The 14,585-nt window shown below is 64.2% G+C and carries 18 protein-coding genes; all 18 read left to right on the top strand.

Annotated features, from left to right (window positions below; genetic code table 11):
* The first annotated feature begins 23 nt into the window (after positions 1 to 23).
* Positions 24 to 443, top strand: a complete 420-nt coding sequence (locus AB4136_RS04900; RefSeq protein ID WP_065997668.1) for a DUF2958 domain-containing protein — start codon at positions 24 to 26, stop codon at positions 441 to 443.
* 75 nt (positions 444 to 518) lie between these two features.
* Entirely contained in the window at positions 519 to 2,249 is a 1,731-nt protein-coding gene (locus tag AB4136_RS04895; RefSeq protein ID WP_065997666.1) for a ParB/RepB/Spo0J family partition protein, read from the top strand.
* 538 nt (positions 2,250 to 2,787) lie between these two features.
* Positions 2,788 to 3,111 (top strand): DUF736 domain-containing protein, encoded by a 324-nt coding sequence (locus tag AB4136_RS04890; protein ID WP_065997665.1) that lies wholly within the window; start codon positions 2,788 to 2,790, stop codon positions 3,109 to 3,111.
* Positions 3,112 to 3,308: 197 nt separating this feature from the next.
* Positions 3,309 to 3,569, top strand: a complete 261-nt coding sequence (locus AB4136_RS04885) for a DNA -binding domain-containing protein (protein WP_065997664.1) — start codon at positions 3,309 to 3,311, stop codon at positions 3,567 to 3,569.
* 125 nt (positions 3,570 to 3,694) lie between these two features.
* Positions 3,695 to 4,036, top strand: coding sequence for a transcriptional regulator domain-containing protein (locus tag AB4136_RS04880; RefSeq protein ID WP_245317486.1), 342 nt, complete (start codon positions 3,695 to 3,697; stop codon positions 4,034 to 4,036).
* Complete coding sequence (locus AB4136_RS04875; RefSeq protein WP_245317485.1) at positions 3,957 to 4,460, top strand: DUF2285 domain-containing protein; 504 nt, start codon at positions 3,957 to 3,959, stop codon at positions 4,458 to 4,460. The genes AB4136_RS04880 and AB4136_RS04875 overlap by 80 nt, the downstream gene beginning before the upstream one ends.
* A 129-nt stretch (positions 4,461 to 4,589) precedes the next feature.
* The gene (locus AB4136_RS04870) at positions 4,590 to 4,871 is read left to right on the top strand and encodes a helix-turn-helix transcriptional regulator (protein ID WP_065997663.1); all 282 of its coding nucleotides are present in this window, start codon (positions 4,590 to 4,592) and stop codon (positions 4,869 to 4,871) included.
* Positions 4,872 to 4,889: 18 nt separating this feature from the next.
* A complete protein-coding gene (locus AB4136_RS04865; RefSeq protein WP_083237709.1) occupies positions 4,890 to 6,005 on the top strand; it encodes a replication initiator protein A in 1,116 nt (371 codons plus the stop codon).
* Positions 6,002 to 6,520: a DUF2840 domain-containing protein gene (locus AB4136_RS04860; RefSeq protein ID WP_065997661.1), complete on the top strand. Its 519-nt coding sequence runs from the start codon at positions 6,002 to 6,004 to the stop codon at positions 6,518 to 6,520. Before AB4136_RS04865 ends, AB4136_RS04860 begins: the two co-directional genes overlap by 4 nt.
* The gene (locus tag AB4136_RS04855; protein ID WP_083237721.1) at positions 6,517 to 7,056 is read left to right on the top strand and encodes a S26 family signal peptidase; all 540 of its coding nucleotides are present in this window, start codon (positions 6,517 to 6,519) and stop codon (positions 7,054 to 7,056) included. The genes AB4136_RS04860 and AB4136_RS04855 overlap by 4 nt, the downstream gene beginning before the upstream one ends.
* A 46-nt stretch (positions 7,057 to 7,102) precedes the next feature.
* Positions 7,103 to 7,438, top strand: a complete 336-nt coding sequence (locus tag AB4136_RS04850) for a DUF736 domain-containing protein (protein WP_065997657.1) — start codon at positions 7,103 to 7,105, stop codon at positions 7,436 to 7,438.
* Positions 7,439 to 7,442: 4 nt separating this feature from the next.
* Positions 7,443 to 8,363 carry a lytic transglycosylase domain-containing protein gene (locus AB4136_RS04845; RefSeq protein ID WP_065997652.1) on the top strand — a complete coding sequence of 307 codons (921 nt, stop codon included), beginning with the start codon at positions 7,443 to 7,445 and terminating at the stop codon, positions 8,361 to 8,363.
* A 243-nt stretch (positions 8,364 to 8,606) separates the two neighbouring features.
* Positions 8,607 to 10,349, top strand: a complete 1,743-nt coding sequence (locus AB4136_RS04840; protein ID WP_137901755.1) for a VirD2 family relaxase/mobilization nuclease — start codon at positions 8,607 to 8,609, stop codon at positions 10,347 to 10,349.
* A 24-nt stretch (positions 10,350 to 10,373) separates the two neighbouring features.
* Entirely contained in the window at positions 10,374 to 12,356 is a 1,983-nt protein-coding gene (locus tag AB4136_RS04835; RefSeq protein WP_065997649.1) for a conjugal transfer protein TraG, read from the top strand.
* A gap of 4 nt (positions 12,357 to 12,360) precedes the next feature.
* The gene (locus AB4136_RS04830; RefSeq protein WP_065997648.1) at positions 12,361 to 12,825 is read left to right on the top strand and encodes a CopG family transcriptional regulator; all 465 of its coding nucleotides are present in this window, start codon (positions 12,361 to 12,363) and stop codon (positions 12,823 to 12,825) included.
* Positions 12,826 to 12,991: 166 nt separating this feature from the next.
* The gene (gene trbB / locus AB4136_RS04825; RefSeq protein ID WP_065997647.1) at positions 12,992 to 13,972 is read left to right on the top strand and encodes a P-type conjugative transfer ATPase TrbB; all 981 of its coding nucleotides are present in this window, start codon (positions 12,992 to 12,994) and stop codon (positions 13,970 to 13,972) included.
* A 47-nt stretch (positions 13,973 to 14,019) separates the two neighbouring features.
* Entirely contained in the window at positions 14,020 to 14,301 is a 282-nt protein-coding gene (locus tag AB4136_RS04820) for a TrbC/VirB2 family protein (protein WP_245317495.1), read from the top strand.
* Positions 14,301 to 14,582: a VirB3 family type IV secretion system protein gene (locus AB4136_RS04815; protein WP_065997644.1), complete on the top strand. Its 282-nt coding sequence runs from the start codon at positions 14,301 to 14,303 to the stop codon at positions 14,580 to 14,582. Before AB4136_RS04820 ends, AB4136_RS04815 begins: the two co-directional genes overlap by 1 nt.
* The last annotated feature ends 3 nt before the right edge of the window (positions 14,583 to 14,585 follow it).

Raw genomic sequence — 14,585 nt, 5'->3', positions numbered from 1 at the left:
CATTCCCACCAAGGAACTTCGCCATGATCCTGATCACGGACGAACTGCGCACACGGCTGCTCGCCAACGGCGCAGCCGAGACTGGAACCAACCATGTCCCGGTTGTGAAACTGTTCAATCCGGTTGGGGCAGCGACATGGCTTTTGACCGAGCTCGACAAGGACGGCGACACGCTATTCGGGCTTTGCGATCTTGGCTTTGGCTTCCCTGAACTTGGCAGCATCAGCCTTGCCGAACTGGAAGCCGTGAAAGGCCCTCTCGGTCTTGGCATAGAGCGCGATCTTTACTTCGCGCCTCACTTTCCACTCACGGTTTATGCCGAGGCCGCGCGCGTCGCTGGCCGTATTGCCGAGGCGGAGCAGCTTTTGCGGCATGCCGCAGAGGCGCTGGCACTTTCCCATTTCGAGCTTCCGCCCGACGAGGCGGATGACAAGCGCCGCTAGATGCAAAGCCGGTCCGCTGCTCGGCCTCCGGCCTCGCGGCAACCAAACGCAACCAGAGCCAAAGGAGAAGAAATCATGCAGCTTGCTCACATTCCTATCGATAGATTGAGTGTCTCCATCGCCAACATGCGGCATTCGAAACGCGCGCCGGATATCTCCGATATCTTGCCCTCCGTCAGGGCGCGCGGCGTGTTGGTGCCGCTGCTGGTCAGGCCGAACGGCACACCGGAGAGCTTCGAGATCGTCGCCGGACGGCGGCGCTATTTCGCGGCAAAGACAGTCGCCGGGGAGCGCGGCGAGGTCGAAGCCTTGCCCTGCGCCATCATGGAAGACGGCGACGACGCCGCCGCGCTTGAGGCGTCGTTGATCGAGAACATCGCCCGCCTCGATCCCGATGAGGTTTCACAATGGGAGACGTTCACGCGCCTGATCGGGCAGGGCCGCACGATCAGCGATGTTGCCGCGACATTCGGCATCACCGAGCTTCAGGTGAGGCGCATTCTGGCGCTCGGGCGTCTGCTGCCCAAGATCCGCGAAGCCTACCGCAAGGACGAGATCGACGCCGAGACGGTGCGTCACCTCACCATGGCCTCCAAGGATCAGCAAAAGCATTGGCTGGAGCTCCTTGCCGATCCCGATCAGTACGCGCCGCATGGCAGGCAGCTGAAGCAATGGCTGTTCGGCGGCCAGTCGATTTCCACAAAGGTGGCGCTGTTTGCCGTCGAGGATTACGGCGGCTTGATCGTCTCCGACCTGTTTGGCGAGGACTGCTATTTCGCCGATGTCGATCTGTTCTGGCGCAAGCAGAACGAGGCAATCGCGGCTAAGCGTGATGCCTATCTCGAAGCCGGTTGGCGCGACGTGGCGGTGCTGGAACCCGGCCAATATTTCCACTCTTACGATCACGAGAAGACGCCGAAGAAAAAGGGCGGCAAGGTGATCATCGCTGTCTCGCAGCGCGGCGAGGTCGAGTTTCATGAGGGCTGGCTGACGCGCAAGGAAGCACGCCGTCTCCGCTTCGATGAACAAGACGGCGAGCAAGTCGAGACACCGGTAAAGATGTCTCGCGCAGAACTCACCGGGCCGATGCAGAACTATGTCGATCTGCATCGGCATGCAGCGGTGCGCGCCGCGCTGTTCGATCATCCGGGTGTCGCGCTCCGATTGATGGTGGCGCATGCGATTGCCGGCTCACACCTGTGGCAAGTACGGCTGGAACCGCAACGCGCTGCAAATCAGGCCATCGCGGAAAGCATCGCCGCAAGCAAAGCGGAAGCTGTTTTCGCCGGAAAACTGCGCGAGGTTCTGACCTTGCTTGGTCGGCTGGATGACGACACGACCATTGCGGGAGGGTACGGCGATGACGTTACCCTCGCCACTATCTTCGTCCAACTGCTTGCGTTGACTGACGAGGATGTCGCGCGGGTGCTGGCTTTTGTCATGGCGGAAACGCTTTGCGCCGGAACGGCAGTCGTCGAGCTTCTCGGCGCGCATCTCAACGTTGATATGGCAACTTGCTGGAAGCCGGACGACGCTTTCTTCGACCTGCTGCGTGACAGGGAAGTCGTCAACGCCATACTTGCCGAGATCGGTGGCAATGAGGTCGCTGACGGCAATGTTTCGGAGAAGGTGAAGACGCAGAAGACCATCATCCGCGACTTCATTTCTGGCCAAAACGGCAGGCAGAAAGTCGATGGCTGGCTGCCGCGCTGGATGAAATTCCCCGTTGAGAGCTACACCGAGCGCGGCGGTTTCCGCACTGCCGATCAGTGGGCTGAGGTCAAGGCGCTGGCCGGGTCCGAGTGACCGTCACATGGCGAGTGGCGGCAGATTGGATTGCCGCCGCTCGCCCCAATCTCAAGTTCAGATCGATTGGCTCAGGCGCTGCCGCCGTAAGCACTGGCCGCTCCATTTTCGGGTGCTGGCATCGCCGCTGATTGCTTCACTCCCACATGCAAATGGTGTTGGAGCGCACGAGCTTTTTTGGGCAGGATTGCGCCAGGTGCCGCGTCGAATGATCCCGCTATTCCTATAGCCTCCGTTGCATCCAGGCTCTGCGCGCGCGCGTTGCCGTGAAATCTCCAACTGCCTTGGCAAGGACCATTTCCCTGCGGCTGGCTTGTTGACCTATGGGCGGATCCGGCCCGCCCGAAACCCTCGACTGACGACTTTTTTCCCCGCCGCCTGCGGCGGCTTCCTCGCGCCGCTTCGCTCCAAAAAAGCCGCCCGCTCGGGTCCTCCGCTGCCGCTGCGGCCCTGCCGGATTCGGGCCGTCCGGACGCGCCCATCACGGTCCGCCATCGCAGGGGAATGGTCCCCGGCGAATACCCAAAGGAGACTTCAAATGACCGCGATCGGTTACGTCACCAAGCAGGAAAACGGCGCCTACAAAGGCCAGCTCAAGACACTCAGCCTCCGCGCCGACATCGACATCGTGCCCAACCAGGCCAAGAGCGCCGACAACCATCCCGACTTCCGGGTGCTGGCGCAGGGCGTCGAAGTGGGCGCCGGCTGGGTCCGGACCGGCGAGGCTTCCGGAAAGGACTATGTGAGCCTGTCGATCGCCGCCCCCGAGTTCGGCCCGCGCAAGCTCTACGCCAATCTCGGCCGCGCCGCCGGCCACGATGACGACGAAACCTACGCCATCATCTGGAACCCGGCCGACTGATCGGCAAGACCGGGCCCCCGCACCGCTCCGGCGCGGGGGCCTCTCCGGTGAGGCTCCGGCATCCGGAGCTTCCATCTGCAGCACGACGAAACCCGATGCGATATGTGCATCGCGTGATGCCTGGAAACCGTGCTCCGACAGAAGGCCTTTCCCGATAAAATGCGGTCCTGGATGCTGACAAGAAGGCTTCTTGCCCCATGATCGAGCCTTATGACGATGCCGCTCCGACCGGCGACGACCTCACCGCTTACGACCAGGCCCATCTCAAACTGTATGCGCGTCTGCTCGACGCCGACAGCGATGGCGCCGACTGGCGGGAAATCGTCAGGATCGTCTTTGGAATCGATCCAGCGCGGGAGCCCCGGCGGGCGGCCACTGTCCATCAAGGCCATCTGGCCAGAGCGCGCTGGATGGCGCGGAAGGGCTATCTTCTTCTTTTGCGCGGATCCCCAGACTGACGCAGGCCTGATGCATAGGTGATGCGACCAGGGCATCGCCCGATGCCCAATGAGGGCCTTCCCCGGGCCGTTGCGGCCAGCAATTCTGCCCACTCCGAAAGCGCATCGTCTGTGGGAACTGCTGCATGAGGCCCGAAGCATCTCAATGGCGCGATCCTGACAGCTACGCCTTTTTCGATGCGCTTTCTGTCGAAGGCCTTGCCTGGGAATGTCTTCGTCGCTGCGAAGACTATTACAGACAATATCACGAGCTGGTGTCTGCCGGTGCGGAGGCCGCGCCCTTGAACCTCGATGCGCAACGGCGTTGGGGGTTGCGATTTCCCGGCCCGGCCAGACCTGTCCGCCCTGTCGCAGACTGTACTTTGGACCCCGTCCGCGAACCCTGCCGTGGTCACCCTTGTCGCCGCCCCGCATTTCCTGTCGACGACCCGGCCTCCGCCATTGGAAGGCTCCAGCGTATACCGTGAAAGTCCCGAAGGACGTCACGCTCTCCATGACGGTCCTGCCGCCACGCAGTTTATCCTTCGTCCTGGCGCGAAACCCGGCGGTGTCGTAGCCGCCCTGATCCCGCTCGACGCCGATGCGTTGGGAAGGATCGAAGCACTCACCCGGTTCTGGCGCTCCTGGCAAAGGCAAACGATACCTGCGGATACGCGCATAACGCCGCAGCGCCGCGCCCGGCTGCGGCTGATGCTGCGGGCCGCAGATGGTCGCAGGAGCGCGGCGAGTTATCGCGAGATCGCCAGGTCGATCTACGGTGAGCCTCGCGTCGCCTCCGAACCCTGGAAGACGTCGGCGCTTCGCGACACGGTGATCGGACTTGTCAAAGGTGGGAGCTCCATGATCGCCGGTGGCTACCTCCAGCTCCTTCGCCACCGCCGCCGACCCTAGGCGCCCTCGGGTGGGGATTTTTGTCTCCCCCAACTTCCCCATCCCCCGTGCCCCGTTCGCTACGCCACCATGGTTGTCATCCGCCGCTGGACGCCAGCGGTCGCCTAACAATCCACGGAGACACGCTCCATGCAGTCCGAACGCGCTATCTTACCCCCGCGCTTTCTGCGCACCAAGGAGGCGGCTCAGTTCCTGAGCCTGTCGGCTCGGACGCTGGAAAAGCACCGCACCTACGGCACCGGCCCGGCCTACCGCAAACTCGGCGGTCGCGTCGTCTATGCCGTCGACGACCTCAAGGCCTGGGCCGATCACGGAGCGGTCACCTCGACATCCGATCCGCGCGGTTCGGTCCTGCCGGCGAAACGTCACGCAGCCGGCCAGCCGCCCTGCATCGATCGATGCACACGCTGATCGTTGGTGAAACTCTTCATGGTGGCGCGGAGCCAGTCCCTTTCCGAGCGCGGGCAGTTCGACCTGTTCAGGGCACTCCCCGGCGATTTCGCAGCCAGAGATGCGCAGGACCTCATGGCCTATCCCTTCTTTTCACTCTCCAAGTCCCACCGCGTCGCGCCGATCGACTTTCGCGGCGGTGATGTCTCGATCCGTGTCGAGGCCGTGCCGGATCACGGCATGGCGACCATCTGGGACGCCGATATCCTGATCTGGGCGGCGAGCCAGATCGTCGAAGCGCGCGATGACGGAATAGCCACTTCCCGGCTGATGGCCGCCACGCCCTACGAAATCCTGACCTTTGTCGGTCGTGGCACGTCGCAGCGGGATTACCGGCGCCTGAAGGCAGCGCTGGATCGTCTCCAGTCGACCACCGTGTGCACATCGATCCGCCAGACGGTCGAAGGGCGGCGCCATCGCTTTTCCTGGATCAACGAATGGCAGGAGCGGACCGATCGCCACGGCAGGCCTGCCGGCATCGAGCTGATCGTACCGGACTGGTTCTACCAGGCCGTGCTGGATGACGCGCTGGTGCTCACCATCGACAGGGCATATTTCGATCTGACGGGCGGGCTTGACCGCTGGCTCTATCGCCTTGTGCGTAAACATGGCGGCCGGCAGCAGGCCGGCTGGCGCTTCGACTTCCGCCATCTCCACCAGAAGTCCGGAAGCCTGTCGCCGTTCAAGCGCTTCGCCTTCGAAATGCGCGATATCGTTCGTCGCCAGCCTTTTCCCGGCTACTGCCTGTTTCTCGAGATCGATATTGGCGGGCGCGTGCTGCTCGCTTTCGAGCCATCCTCCGCGCGGGAGGGGGACGGCGTCGTGCCATCAGGAACCCGAACCATCGTGCCATCGGGAACCGCCGGGTCGTGCTATCGGGAACCCGGGAAGGCCTTAAGCGCTGGAAAGACAACGGGAAATCGTCTCCCTAACTTAGACTCTAACTCAGAATCTAACCGTAAGCGGCGCCGTCGCGGCGTGAACGACGCAGAAAGCATGTGTCCGGACAAGGCTTCAGCGGCAGCCGATCACGGCAACGCCACCAGGCCCGCATGTCCCACCTTCGACCTCCCGACCGAAGGAGACGCCTCATGACCGGGGATGCGAATCGCCGTATGCGCGCCCGTCCGCTGCCGGACGGTCCGAAACCTTTCACGACGCTCGTCGACCTGACCTGGCGCCAACGGCGGATCGAACACTGGATCAGGTTCGGCCGCAAAAGCTACCAGCAGATCCTCGACCGTCACCGCAGCCTCGCCGGTTTCGCACCGGACAGCATCTTCGCCTTCGTGCGATGGGCCGCCAACGACTATGGCACCATCGTTTCGCGCATCGACATCGTGCGCGCCGTCGGACGCGGCGAGCCTTTCCAGACATTGCCCTTCGTCCGGCCTGGAGGCGACATTCTGCTGAAAGCCGAAAGCTGGTCGAGCGTCGAGCGCGTGCTTCAGCGCATCGATGCCATCGAAGCATTGGGCATCGATCCCGTCGAGGTGGATCCGGCTCATTGGCGCCATGTCCACAACCGCCTGCGCGCCGGCGAAACGCCGTCCTCCTATACGCTCTCGCGTCATGAGGCGTGGCTGATGCGCCGAAGGACGAAGCAGTGATGCGCGCCGGCGGCCTTCTCATCTGCGTCTTCGGCACGCTTGGTGTCGGATTTGCGTGCCTTGCACCGATGCCGGTCAAGCTCATATGGAACGCCTCCGCCAGCGTGCCGGTCGGGCTCTATACGGTCGTCGCTAACACGCCGCTGGACGTAGCGGATGTTGTCGCTTTCGTTCCATCGGAACCGCTCGCGAGCTTTCTGGCGGAACGCGGTTATCTGCCGGATGGCCTGTCGCTTCTGAAGCGCGTGCTTGCCATGCCCGGACAACTCGTCTGCCGCACCAACCTGGCGATCACCGTGGATGGTGCCGAGGTCGGTTCTGCGCTCGCGCGCGATCGCGCTGGCCGCGATCTGCCCGCCTGGCAGGGTTGCCGCCGCATCCACAGCGGCGAAGTGTTCCTGATGAACCGGCAGGTCCGCGACAGCTTCGATGGCCGTTACTTCGGGCCGACGACCACGGACCTGCTGCTTGGCGCCGCCGTGCCGTTGTGGACCGACGACGGCAGCGGCCGTTTCCGGTGGCGGCAAACACCTTGAACGCGCGCTCACTCCTACCGACACCCTGCAACAAACGGAGGTTGCCATGACCAATATCGGCGCATTCCAGCAGACCAGGACCGGCTATAGCGGCCGCATCCGTACGCTCGTCCTCGATGCTGACGTCGTACTCATCCCCGCGAACAAGACTGACGCCGACAACACGCCGGACTTCCGCATCCGCCGCGACGACGAAAAAGGTCCGGAGATCGGAGCCGCGTGGAAGGAGACCGGCGACAGGGCCGGTGACTATCTGTCGTTCCAGATCGACGACCCGGCCTTCGCCCAGCCGATCCGTGCCAACCTCTTCCGGTCCGATGACAATGATGATGCATGGTCTCTCCACTGGAATCGCCCGAAGCCGCGAAAAGCGCGGAGCTGACGCCATGCGGTCCCGCGCGGTCCTGACGATCCAGATTCTCATCCCTTTGTTCGCGAAAAAGCCGCTTCATCCCCTCGTCCCGCTCGAGCACGATCCGGTCAGCGCGCGCAGCGCAGGTCAGGGGCGGCGTCCCGCCGGCGCTTTGCGCGCACCCTTGACCGCAGCGAGCACGCTGGCAGGCTTGCGGGTCTGCGGGAAAGGTAAGTACGTACGGCACGCCATTCTCGTGGCGGCCGGTCTGCTCTCGCCCGGCTGCTCAGTGGACCTGGCGCTCGCGCATTCCGCACCGGTCGCACGCGCCACGGCCGTCGATCGTAATGCCGCGCACATCGCGCACGCGTCGCGGCGGTTCGGTATTCCGCAGCGCTGGATTCGTGCGGTGCTCCACGCCGAAAGCGCCGGAAAGGAACGAGCCCTGTCACCGGCGGGCGCGATAGGTCTGATGCAGATCATGCCGCACACCTGGGCTGAACTGCGTACCCGCCACCGGCTCGGCCGCGACCCCTACGATCCGCATGACAACATTCTCGCCGGCACGGCCTATCTGCGTGAGATGTGGGACAGGTATGGCGACGTTAACGCCATGCTCGCCGCTTACAATGCCGGGCCGGCGCGCTATGATCGGCACCTGGCGTCCGGCCGTCCACTGCCTGCGCAAACACGTGCCTATGTCGCCTCGCTTGCAGCGATGCTGGGTGGCGAACGCCCTTCCAAGATCGCGCTGGAAGCGCCTCGTCCGCCGGATTGGCGCGAAGCGGCGATGTTCATCGAGCGGACTATTAGCGCCTCCGTTTCCCATCAGCCGTCTCCTGATCGCTTCCGGAACTCTCCGCGATCAGCTTCCACGGCGACACAGGATAGTTCAGGGGTAGGTCGGCGAGAGGAGATTTTCGTCATCCGCAACGGGCATGCCGGACGGCCATGACCAGCGTTGCGGCTTGGCGTGCGCTTGCGCGTGTTGATGTGTCATGGCGAAGGATTGCTGTGGTGCGCGGTGCCGCGGCCGAGCGACGGCAAGATAAAAGCGCGCACGGTGCGCTTGGGTCGGACGGTTGTTTTTGTTCAGCTTTCTGTCGGGTTTTGCACGGTGCAGCGTATCTGTGCACCGTGTGCTTTCGGTCTATATCTCTGATTTCGCGTCTTGTTTTGCACGTTGCGTGGTCACGCCATGTCCGGTGAGCGCGAATTCCGCATCCGTCCGGGCCGCATCCGCTCAACCCGCGCGCAGCATGGGCGGCCCTTCATCGCCCAGGCGTTGGTGGCGGCGAGGAAGGCGGGCGGTGGCATTCCGCGATCCGGTCACGTTGTGCGCGGTGCCCGCTCGCGCTTCGGTCTTGGCCAGCGCGCAAGCATCCAGGCCAACAGGCTGATCACGTCGCGCAGCCGCGGCGCCGTCGTCAAGGCGCGTGTGGTTCGTCATACGGCGTTCGGCGCACAGCTCGGAACACATCTCGATTATCTGCGCCGCGACGGTGTCACCAGGGAGGGTGAAAAGGGACGGCTGTTCGGACCGGGAACGCAGCCCGCGGACGGTCGCGTCTTTGCCGGGCGCTGCGCGGAAGACCGTCATCATTTCCGCTTCATCGTCTCGCCCGAGGACGCCCGGGAGATGGCCGATCTTAGATCCTTCACCGGCGATCTCGTTGGTCGCATGCAAAAGGATCTCGGGACGCGCCTCGACTGGATTGCCGTCGATCACTGGAACACCGGGCACCCGCATATCCATCTGATCGTGCGCGGCGTCCGCGACGACGGGGAGGACCTGGTCATCGCGCGCAGTTACATCAAGGAGGGAATGCGGGATCGCGCTCGCGATCTCATCACCCAGGAGTTGGGGCCACGGACCGACCTCGATATCCGCCGCAACCTCGAAAGGCAGATCGAGGCGGAACGCTGGACGCAACTCGACCGGCAACTCATGCGCGAGGCTGCCACGACAGGCTTCATCGATCTTGCCCCGCGCGCCGGCCGCCAGCCAGACGAGTTTCACGCACTGAAGATCGGCCGGCTCCGCTTTCTCGAAGTTCTCGGCGCGGCCAGACAGGTCGGTCAAGCGCAATGGTGCATCGAGCCCGAAGCCGAGGTGGTGCTTCGCCAACTCGGCGAGCGCGGCGATATCATAAGGCGCATGCACCGCGCGCTCTCGGAAGTCGGCATTGAACGCGCGGCGGATCGTTATGTGCTGGCGGCGGAAAAGCTCGCTGTCCCGGTCATCGGGCGGCTGGTCGAGCGCGGCCTCGATGATGAGCTGACCGGCACCGCCTATGCCGTGGTCGACGGCGTCGATGGTCGCACCCATCATGTCCGTCTGTCCCACCTGGCGGCTGCGGGAGACAGTGCGCCGGGCTCCATCGTCGAACTCCGCACTTATGATGACGCGCGCGGCGACCGGCGCGTGGCGATCGCCGTCCGTTCCGATCTCGACATCAAGGCACAGGTGAGGGCTTCGGGCGCGACCTGGCTCGATCGGCATACTGTCGCGCGCGAGCCCGTGGCGCTCGCTGACAGTGGCTTCGGTGCCGACGTCAGGAAGGCGCTCGAGCAACGCGCCGATCACCTCATCGGCGAAGGTCTGGCCAATCGCGACAAGGGTGGGCGTGTCGTGTTCGCGCGCCGGCTGCTCGATACCTTGCGCGATCGCGAACTCGCTGCCCTTGGGGACAAGCTCGCCGCCGAGACAGTGTTGCCCTTCCACCGTGGCGGCAGCGGTGAGTTCGTCGCCGGCATCTATCGTCGGCGGTTCGACCTCGCGACCGGCCGCTTCGCCATGATCGACGATGGTCTGGGCTTCCAGCTCGTGCCCTGGTCACCGACGCTTGAGAGAGAGCTCGGCCGCCATGTATCCGGCGTGGCCCGCATCGACGGCGGCATCGACTGGAGCTTTGGTCGCAGGCGGGGGCTCGGCCTCTAGGCCTCATCAGCAAGGAGAACCGTGATGTCCGCTACGAAAATCCTCTGGGGGCAGATCCTGTGCGTGCTTGCCATCGTGCTGGTGACGACGTGGGGCGCGACGCAATGGACGGCGTGGCGACTCGGCTTTCAGCCACAACTCGGCCCGGCCTGGTTCGATCTCGCCGGCTGGCCGGTCTATTATCCCCCGTCCATCTTCTGGTGGTGGTATTTCTATGACGCCTACGCGCCGGACATCTTCCTCGAGGGCGGGCTGCTCTCCGCCTCAGGGGGGTTCGTCGCCATCGCCGCGGCGATCGGCATGTCGGTGTGGCGGGCCCGGGAAGCAAAACATGCCGCCACCTATGGTTCGGCGCGCTGGGCCGACAAGAGCGAGATCAAGGCAGCGGGCCTGCTGGGGCCCGACGGTGTCGTAATCGGCTGTTTGGAGCGAGACTATCTCCGCCACGATGGGCCAGAGCATGTGCTGTGTTTTGCGCCGACACGATCCGGCAAGGGCGTTGGCCTGGTTATCCCGACGTTGCTGACCTGGTCGGGTTCCGCCATCGTCCACGACATCAAGGGCGAGAACTGGCAGCTCACCTCCGGGTTTCGCGCGAAGCACGGCCGCGTGCTGCTGTTTGACCCGACAAATCCGAAATCCTGCGCCTACAATCCGTTGCTCGAGGTTCGCCGTGGCGAGCGGGAGGTGCGCGACGTCCAGAACATCGCTGACATCCTTGTCGATCCCGAAGGCAGTCTCGACAAGCGCAATCATTGGGAGAAGACCAGCCACAGTCTGCTGGTCGGCGCGGTCCTGCATGTCCTCTATGCGGAAAACAACAAGACGCTCGCCGGCGTCGCCAGCTTTCTGTCGGATCCGAAGCGGCCGATCGAATCCACTCTCCTTGCGATGATGAAAACCGCCCATCTTGGTGAGGCCGGGCCGCATCCTGTCGTGGCCAGTGCGGCGCGCGAACTGCTCAACAAGTCCGACAATGAGCGCTCCGGCGTGCTTTCGACCGCCATGTCGTTCCTGGGGCTCTACCGGGATCCCGTCGTCGCGGAAGTGACAAGGCGCTGCGACTGGCGCATCGACGACATCGTGGGCTGTGAGAGGCCGACGACGCTCTATCTCGTTGTGCCGCCGAGCGACATCAACCGAACCAAGCCGCTCATCCGCCTGCTTCTCAACCAGATCGGCCGCCGCCTGACCGAGGACCTGCATTCGCGCGCCGGCCGTCACCGGCTGCTCCTGATGCTCGATGAGTTTCCTGCGCTGGGACGCCTCGACTTCTTCGAGACCGCGCTCGCCTTCATGGCGGGCTACGGCCTGAAGAGCTTCCTCATTGCTCAAAGCCTGAACCAGATCGAGAAGGCTTATGGCCCGAACAACTCCATTCTCGACAACTGCCATGTCCGCGTCAGCTTCGCCACAAACGATGAGCGGACGGCAAAAAGGGTCAGCGACGCTCTCGGCACGGCAACCGAGATGCGTGCGATGAAGAACTATGCGGGACATCGCCTTTCACCGTGGCTGGGACACCTCATGGTATCCCGGCAGGAAACGGCGCGCGCGCTGCTGACACCGGGCGAGGTGATGCAGCTTCCGCCTGCGGACGAGATCGTCATGCTTGCGGGCACAGCGCCGATCCGGGCGCGGAAGGCGCGCTATTATGAAGACAACCGCTTTTCGGAGCGTATCCTGCCGCCTCCGGAATTGCCTGGCACCGAAGAATTGCTCGACGACAACTGGAGCAGGTTGCCGGCACTCGCGCAGTTGGCTGGCACTGCCTCGCTGGCGCAACAGCATGATGACGATGATCCGACCGGGGCGGAACGCCGTCATCAGCCCGAGCTCGATCGCGTGAAGCCGGTAGCAAACAAGGAGCCGGTCGCGAACGAATTCGAGCTCGACCCGGGCGACGACGCAGACGACGATGCGGTGGCCAACCGTCAGCTGACGAAGCTCATGCAAGGCGTCGCGCGGCAGGTGGCGCTCGATCCGGAAGACGGCATGGAGCTTTGAGCAGATGGCTGTCCGAGGCAAGAAGACCAAGGTCTCTGTCTATGTCGACCCGGATGTCATGACGATGCTGGCGGACTATGCCGCGCGCCGGAACCTGTCCCAGTCGATGGTGGCGGAAGCCGCCATCGCTTCGTTCCTGTCCCCGGATGACGCCGAGCGACGCGAGGCGGCGATCGGCAAGCGGCTCGATCAGCTCGACCGGCGCATGACGCGGCTTGAGCGCGACGTCGGCATCGCGATCGAGACACTGGCGCTGTTCATCCGTTTCTGGCTCGCCACGACGCCCGCCTTGCCGGAGCCTGCCGCCCAGGCCGCCCGCGCAAAGGCCGCTGAACGATACGAGAACTTCATCACCGCACTCGGCAGGCGTCTGGCGAAAGGACCAAACCTGCGACAGGAAATAGCGGAAGACGTGGCTGTCTCCGAAACCGATGCTCAACATCCGGCTGGGGCGGACTGGCAAGGTTAGACCTCCACGCTTGTCCCGTCCCCGAGGCGACAGCGCCGTTCCTTTGTATTTGCACGCCACGACACTACGACAATCGAAACTTGTTGAACCTGGCCGCCTTGCGGCTCTTTTAGTCATCCCCAATCGGGGAACGACCTGTTGAGGCCCCGTCGAAAACGAGGCCGCAATGTCGTCCATCCACTACAGGCAGGAAGCTATCCAGCGGGGCGCACGCATGATGCGCACGGCACTCGGTCCCGCCATTGCCCGCCTGCTGGAAGAGCCCGCCGTAGTCGAGGTGATGCTGAACCCGGATGGCCGTATCTGGGTGGACCGGCTCTCCGCCGGGCTCGCCGACACGGGGCTGATGATGTCTGTCGCCGATGGCGAGCGTATCGTCCGCCTGGTTGCCCACCATGTCGGTGCCGAAGTGCATGCCGGCCGCCCGCGCGTCTCCGCGGAGCTGCCTGAAACCGGCGAGCGCTTCGAAGGCCTGTTACCGCCGGTCGTCACCGCTCCGGCCTTCGCGATCCGCAAGCCGGCCGTCGCGGTGTTCAGTCTTGGTGACTATGTCGATGCCGGCATCATGAGCGGTCCACAGGCTGAAGCGTTGCGGTCGGCCGTCCAGACGCGCGCTAACATTCTTGTCGCCGGCGGCACCTCGACCGGCAAGACGACCTTGACCAACGCGCTTTTGGCCGAGGTTGCGACGGGCGCCGATCGCGTCGTCCTCATCGAGGACACACGCGAGCTGCAATGTGCCGCGGCCAATCTCGTCGCCATGCGCACCAAGGACGGCGTCGCCACGCTTGCCGATCTGGTCCGCTCTTCGCTGCGCCTGCGGCCCGACCGTATCCCGATCGGCGAGGTTCGCGGCGCGGAAGCCCTCGACCTGCTCAAGGCATGGGGCACGGGCCATCCGGGCGGGATCGGAACGATCCATGCCGGCAGTGTCATCGGCGCGCTGCGCCGTCTCGAGCAACTCATCCAGGAAGCAGTCGTCACCGTCCCGCGCGCTTTGATCGCCGAGACCATCGATGTCGTTGCCGTGCTGTCGGGTCGGGGCTCGCAGCGGCGGCTCATCGAACTCGCACGTGTCGATGGCCTCGGCCCGCACGACGACTACCGCATCGTCCAACTCACATCGAACCCAGGAGACCCCGCATGACTCGAAAACTCCTGCGTGCCAGTCGCGCGGTGACGACCATCGCCGCCATGTCCGCCAATACCCTCATGCTTGCGACGGCCGCCCACGCCGCGGGCTCCTCCATGCCGTGGGAGCAGCCGTTGCAAAAAATCCTGCAGTCGGTCGAAGGGCCGGTCTCCAAGATCATCGCCGTGATCATCATCATCGTCACCGGTCTTACCCTGGCCTTCGGCGATTCCAGCGGCGGTTTCCGCCGTCTCATCCAGATCGTGTTCGGTCTGTCCATCGCTTTCGCGGCGTCGAGCTTCTTCCTGTCCTTCTTTTCCTTCGGCGGCGGAGCGCTCATCTGATGGCGGCCGCTTTCGAACAGCTCGACGCGGTACCGGGGTTTTCGGTGCCGGTCCATCGCGCGCTGACCGAGCGCATCTTGCTCGGCGGCGCACCGCGCTCCATCGCCATCGTGAACGGCACCGTCGCCGGTGCGATCGGCCTTGGCCTCCGGCTCTGGCTGCTCGGGCTCGTCATCGGGGCGATCGGGCATTTCGCGGCGGTCTGGGCGGCGAAGCGTGATCCGCTGTTTGTCGAGGTGGGCCGCCGGCATCTGCGCATGCCCGCTCACCTTGCGGTGTGAGGG

The sequence above is a fragment of the Mesorhizobium sp. 2RAF21 genome, assembly GCF_052115345.1.
GTDB lineage: Bacteria > Pseudomonadota > Alphaproteobacteria > Rhizobiales > Rhizobiaceae > Mesorhizobium > Mesorhizobium terrae.
Note: the sequence above shows the minus strand (reverse complement) of the source record. Positions and strands in the feature narration are given on the sequence as shown.

Excerpts from the sequence above, each read along its gene's own strand:
- AB4136_RS04820 (WP_245317495.1), top strand. The coding sequence starts at position 14,020 with ATGTCCGCCAATACCCTCATGCTTGCGACGGCCGCCCACGCCGCGGGC.
- AB4136_RS04900 (WP_065997668.1), top strand. The coding sequence starts at position 24 with ATGATCCTGATCACGGACGAACTGCGCACACGGCTGCTCGCCAACGGC.
- AB4136_RS04840 (WP_137901755.1), top strand. The coding sequence starts at position 8,607 with ATGTCCGGTGAGCGCGAATTCCGCATCCGTCCGGGCCGCATCCGCTCA.
- AB4136_RS04870 (WP_065997663.1), top strand. The coding sequence starts at position 4,590 with ATGCAGTCCGAACGCGCTATCTTACCCCCGCGCTTTCTGCGCACCAAG.
- trbB (WP_065997647.1), top strand. The coding sequence starts at position 12,992 with ATGTCGTCCATCCACTACAGGCAGGAAGCTATCCAGCGGGGCGCACGC.
- AB4136_RS04890 (WP_065997665.1), top strand. The coding sequence starts at position 2,788 with ATGACCGCGATCGGTTACGTCACCAAGCAGGAAAACGGCGCCTACAAA.
- AB4136_RS04850 (WP_065997657.1), top strand. The coding sequence starts at position 7,103 with ATGACCAATATCGGCGCATTCCAGCAGACCAGGACCGGCTATAGCGGC.
- AB4136_RS04865 (WP_083237709.1), top strand. The coding sequence starts at position 4,890 with ATGGTGGCGCGGAGCCAGTCCCTTTCCGAGCGCGGGCAGTTCGACCTG.
- AB4136_RS04860 (WP_065997661.1), top strand. The coding sequence starts at position 6,002 with ATGACCGGGGATGCGAATCGCCGTATGCGCGCCCGTCCGCTGCCGGAC.
- AB4136_RS04895 (WP_065997666.1), top strand. The coding sequence starts at position 519 with ATGCAGCTTGCTCACATTCCTATCGATAGATTGAGTGTCTCCATCGCC.
- AB4136_RS04835 (WP_065997649.1), top strand. The coding sequence starts at position 10,374 with ATGTCCGCTACGAAAATCCTCTGGGGGCAGATCCTGTGCGTGCTTGCC.
- AB4136_RS04815 (WP_065997644.1), top strand. The coding sequence starts at position 14,301 with ATGGCGGCCGCTTTCGAACAGCTCGACGCGGTACCGGGGTTTTCGGTG.
- AB4136_RS04885 (WP_065997664.1), top strand. The coding sequence starts at position 3,309 with ATGATCGAGCCTTATGACGATGCCGCTCCGACCGGCGACGACCTCACC.
- AB4136_RS04880 (WP_245317486.1), top strand. The coding sequence starts at position 3,695 with ATGAGGCCCGAAGCATCTCAATGGCGCGATCCTGACAGCTACGCCTTT.
- AB4136_RS04845 (WP_065997652.1), top strand. The coding sequence starts at position 7,443 with ATGCGGTCCCGCGCGGTCCTGACGATCCAGATTCTCATCCCTTTGTTC.
- AB4136_RS04830 (WP_065997648.1), top strand. The coding sequence starts at position 12,361 with ATGGCTGTCCGAGGCAAGAAGACCAAGGTCTCTGTCTATGTCGACCCG.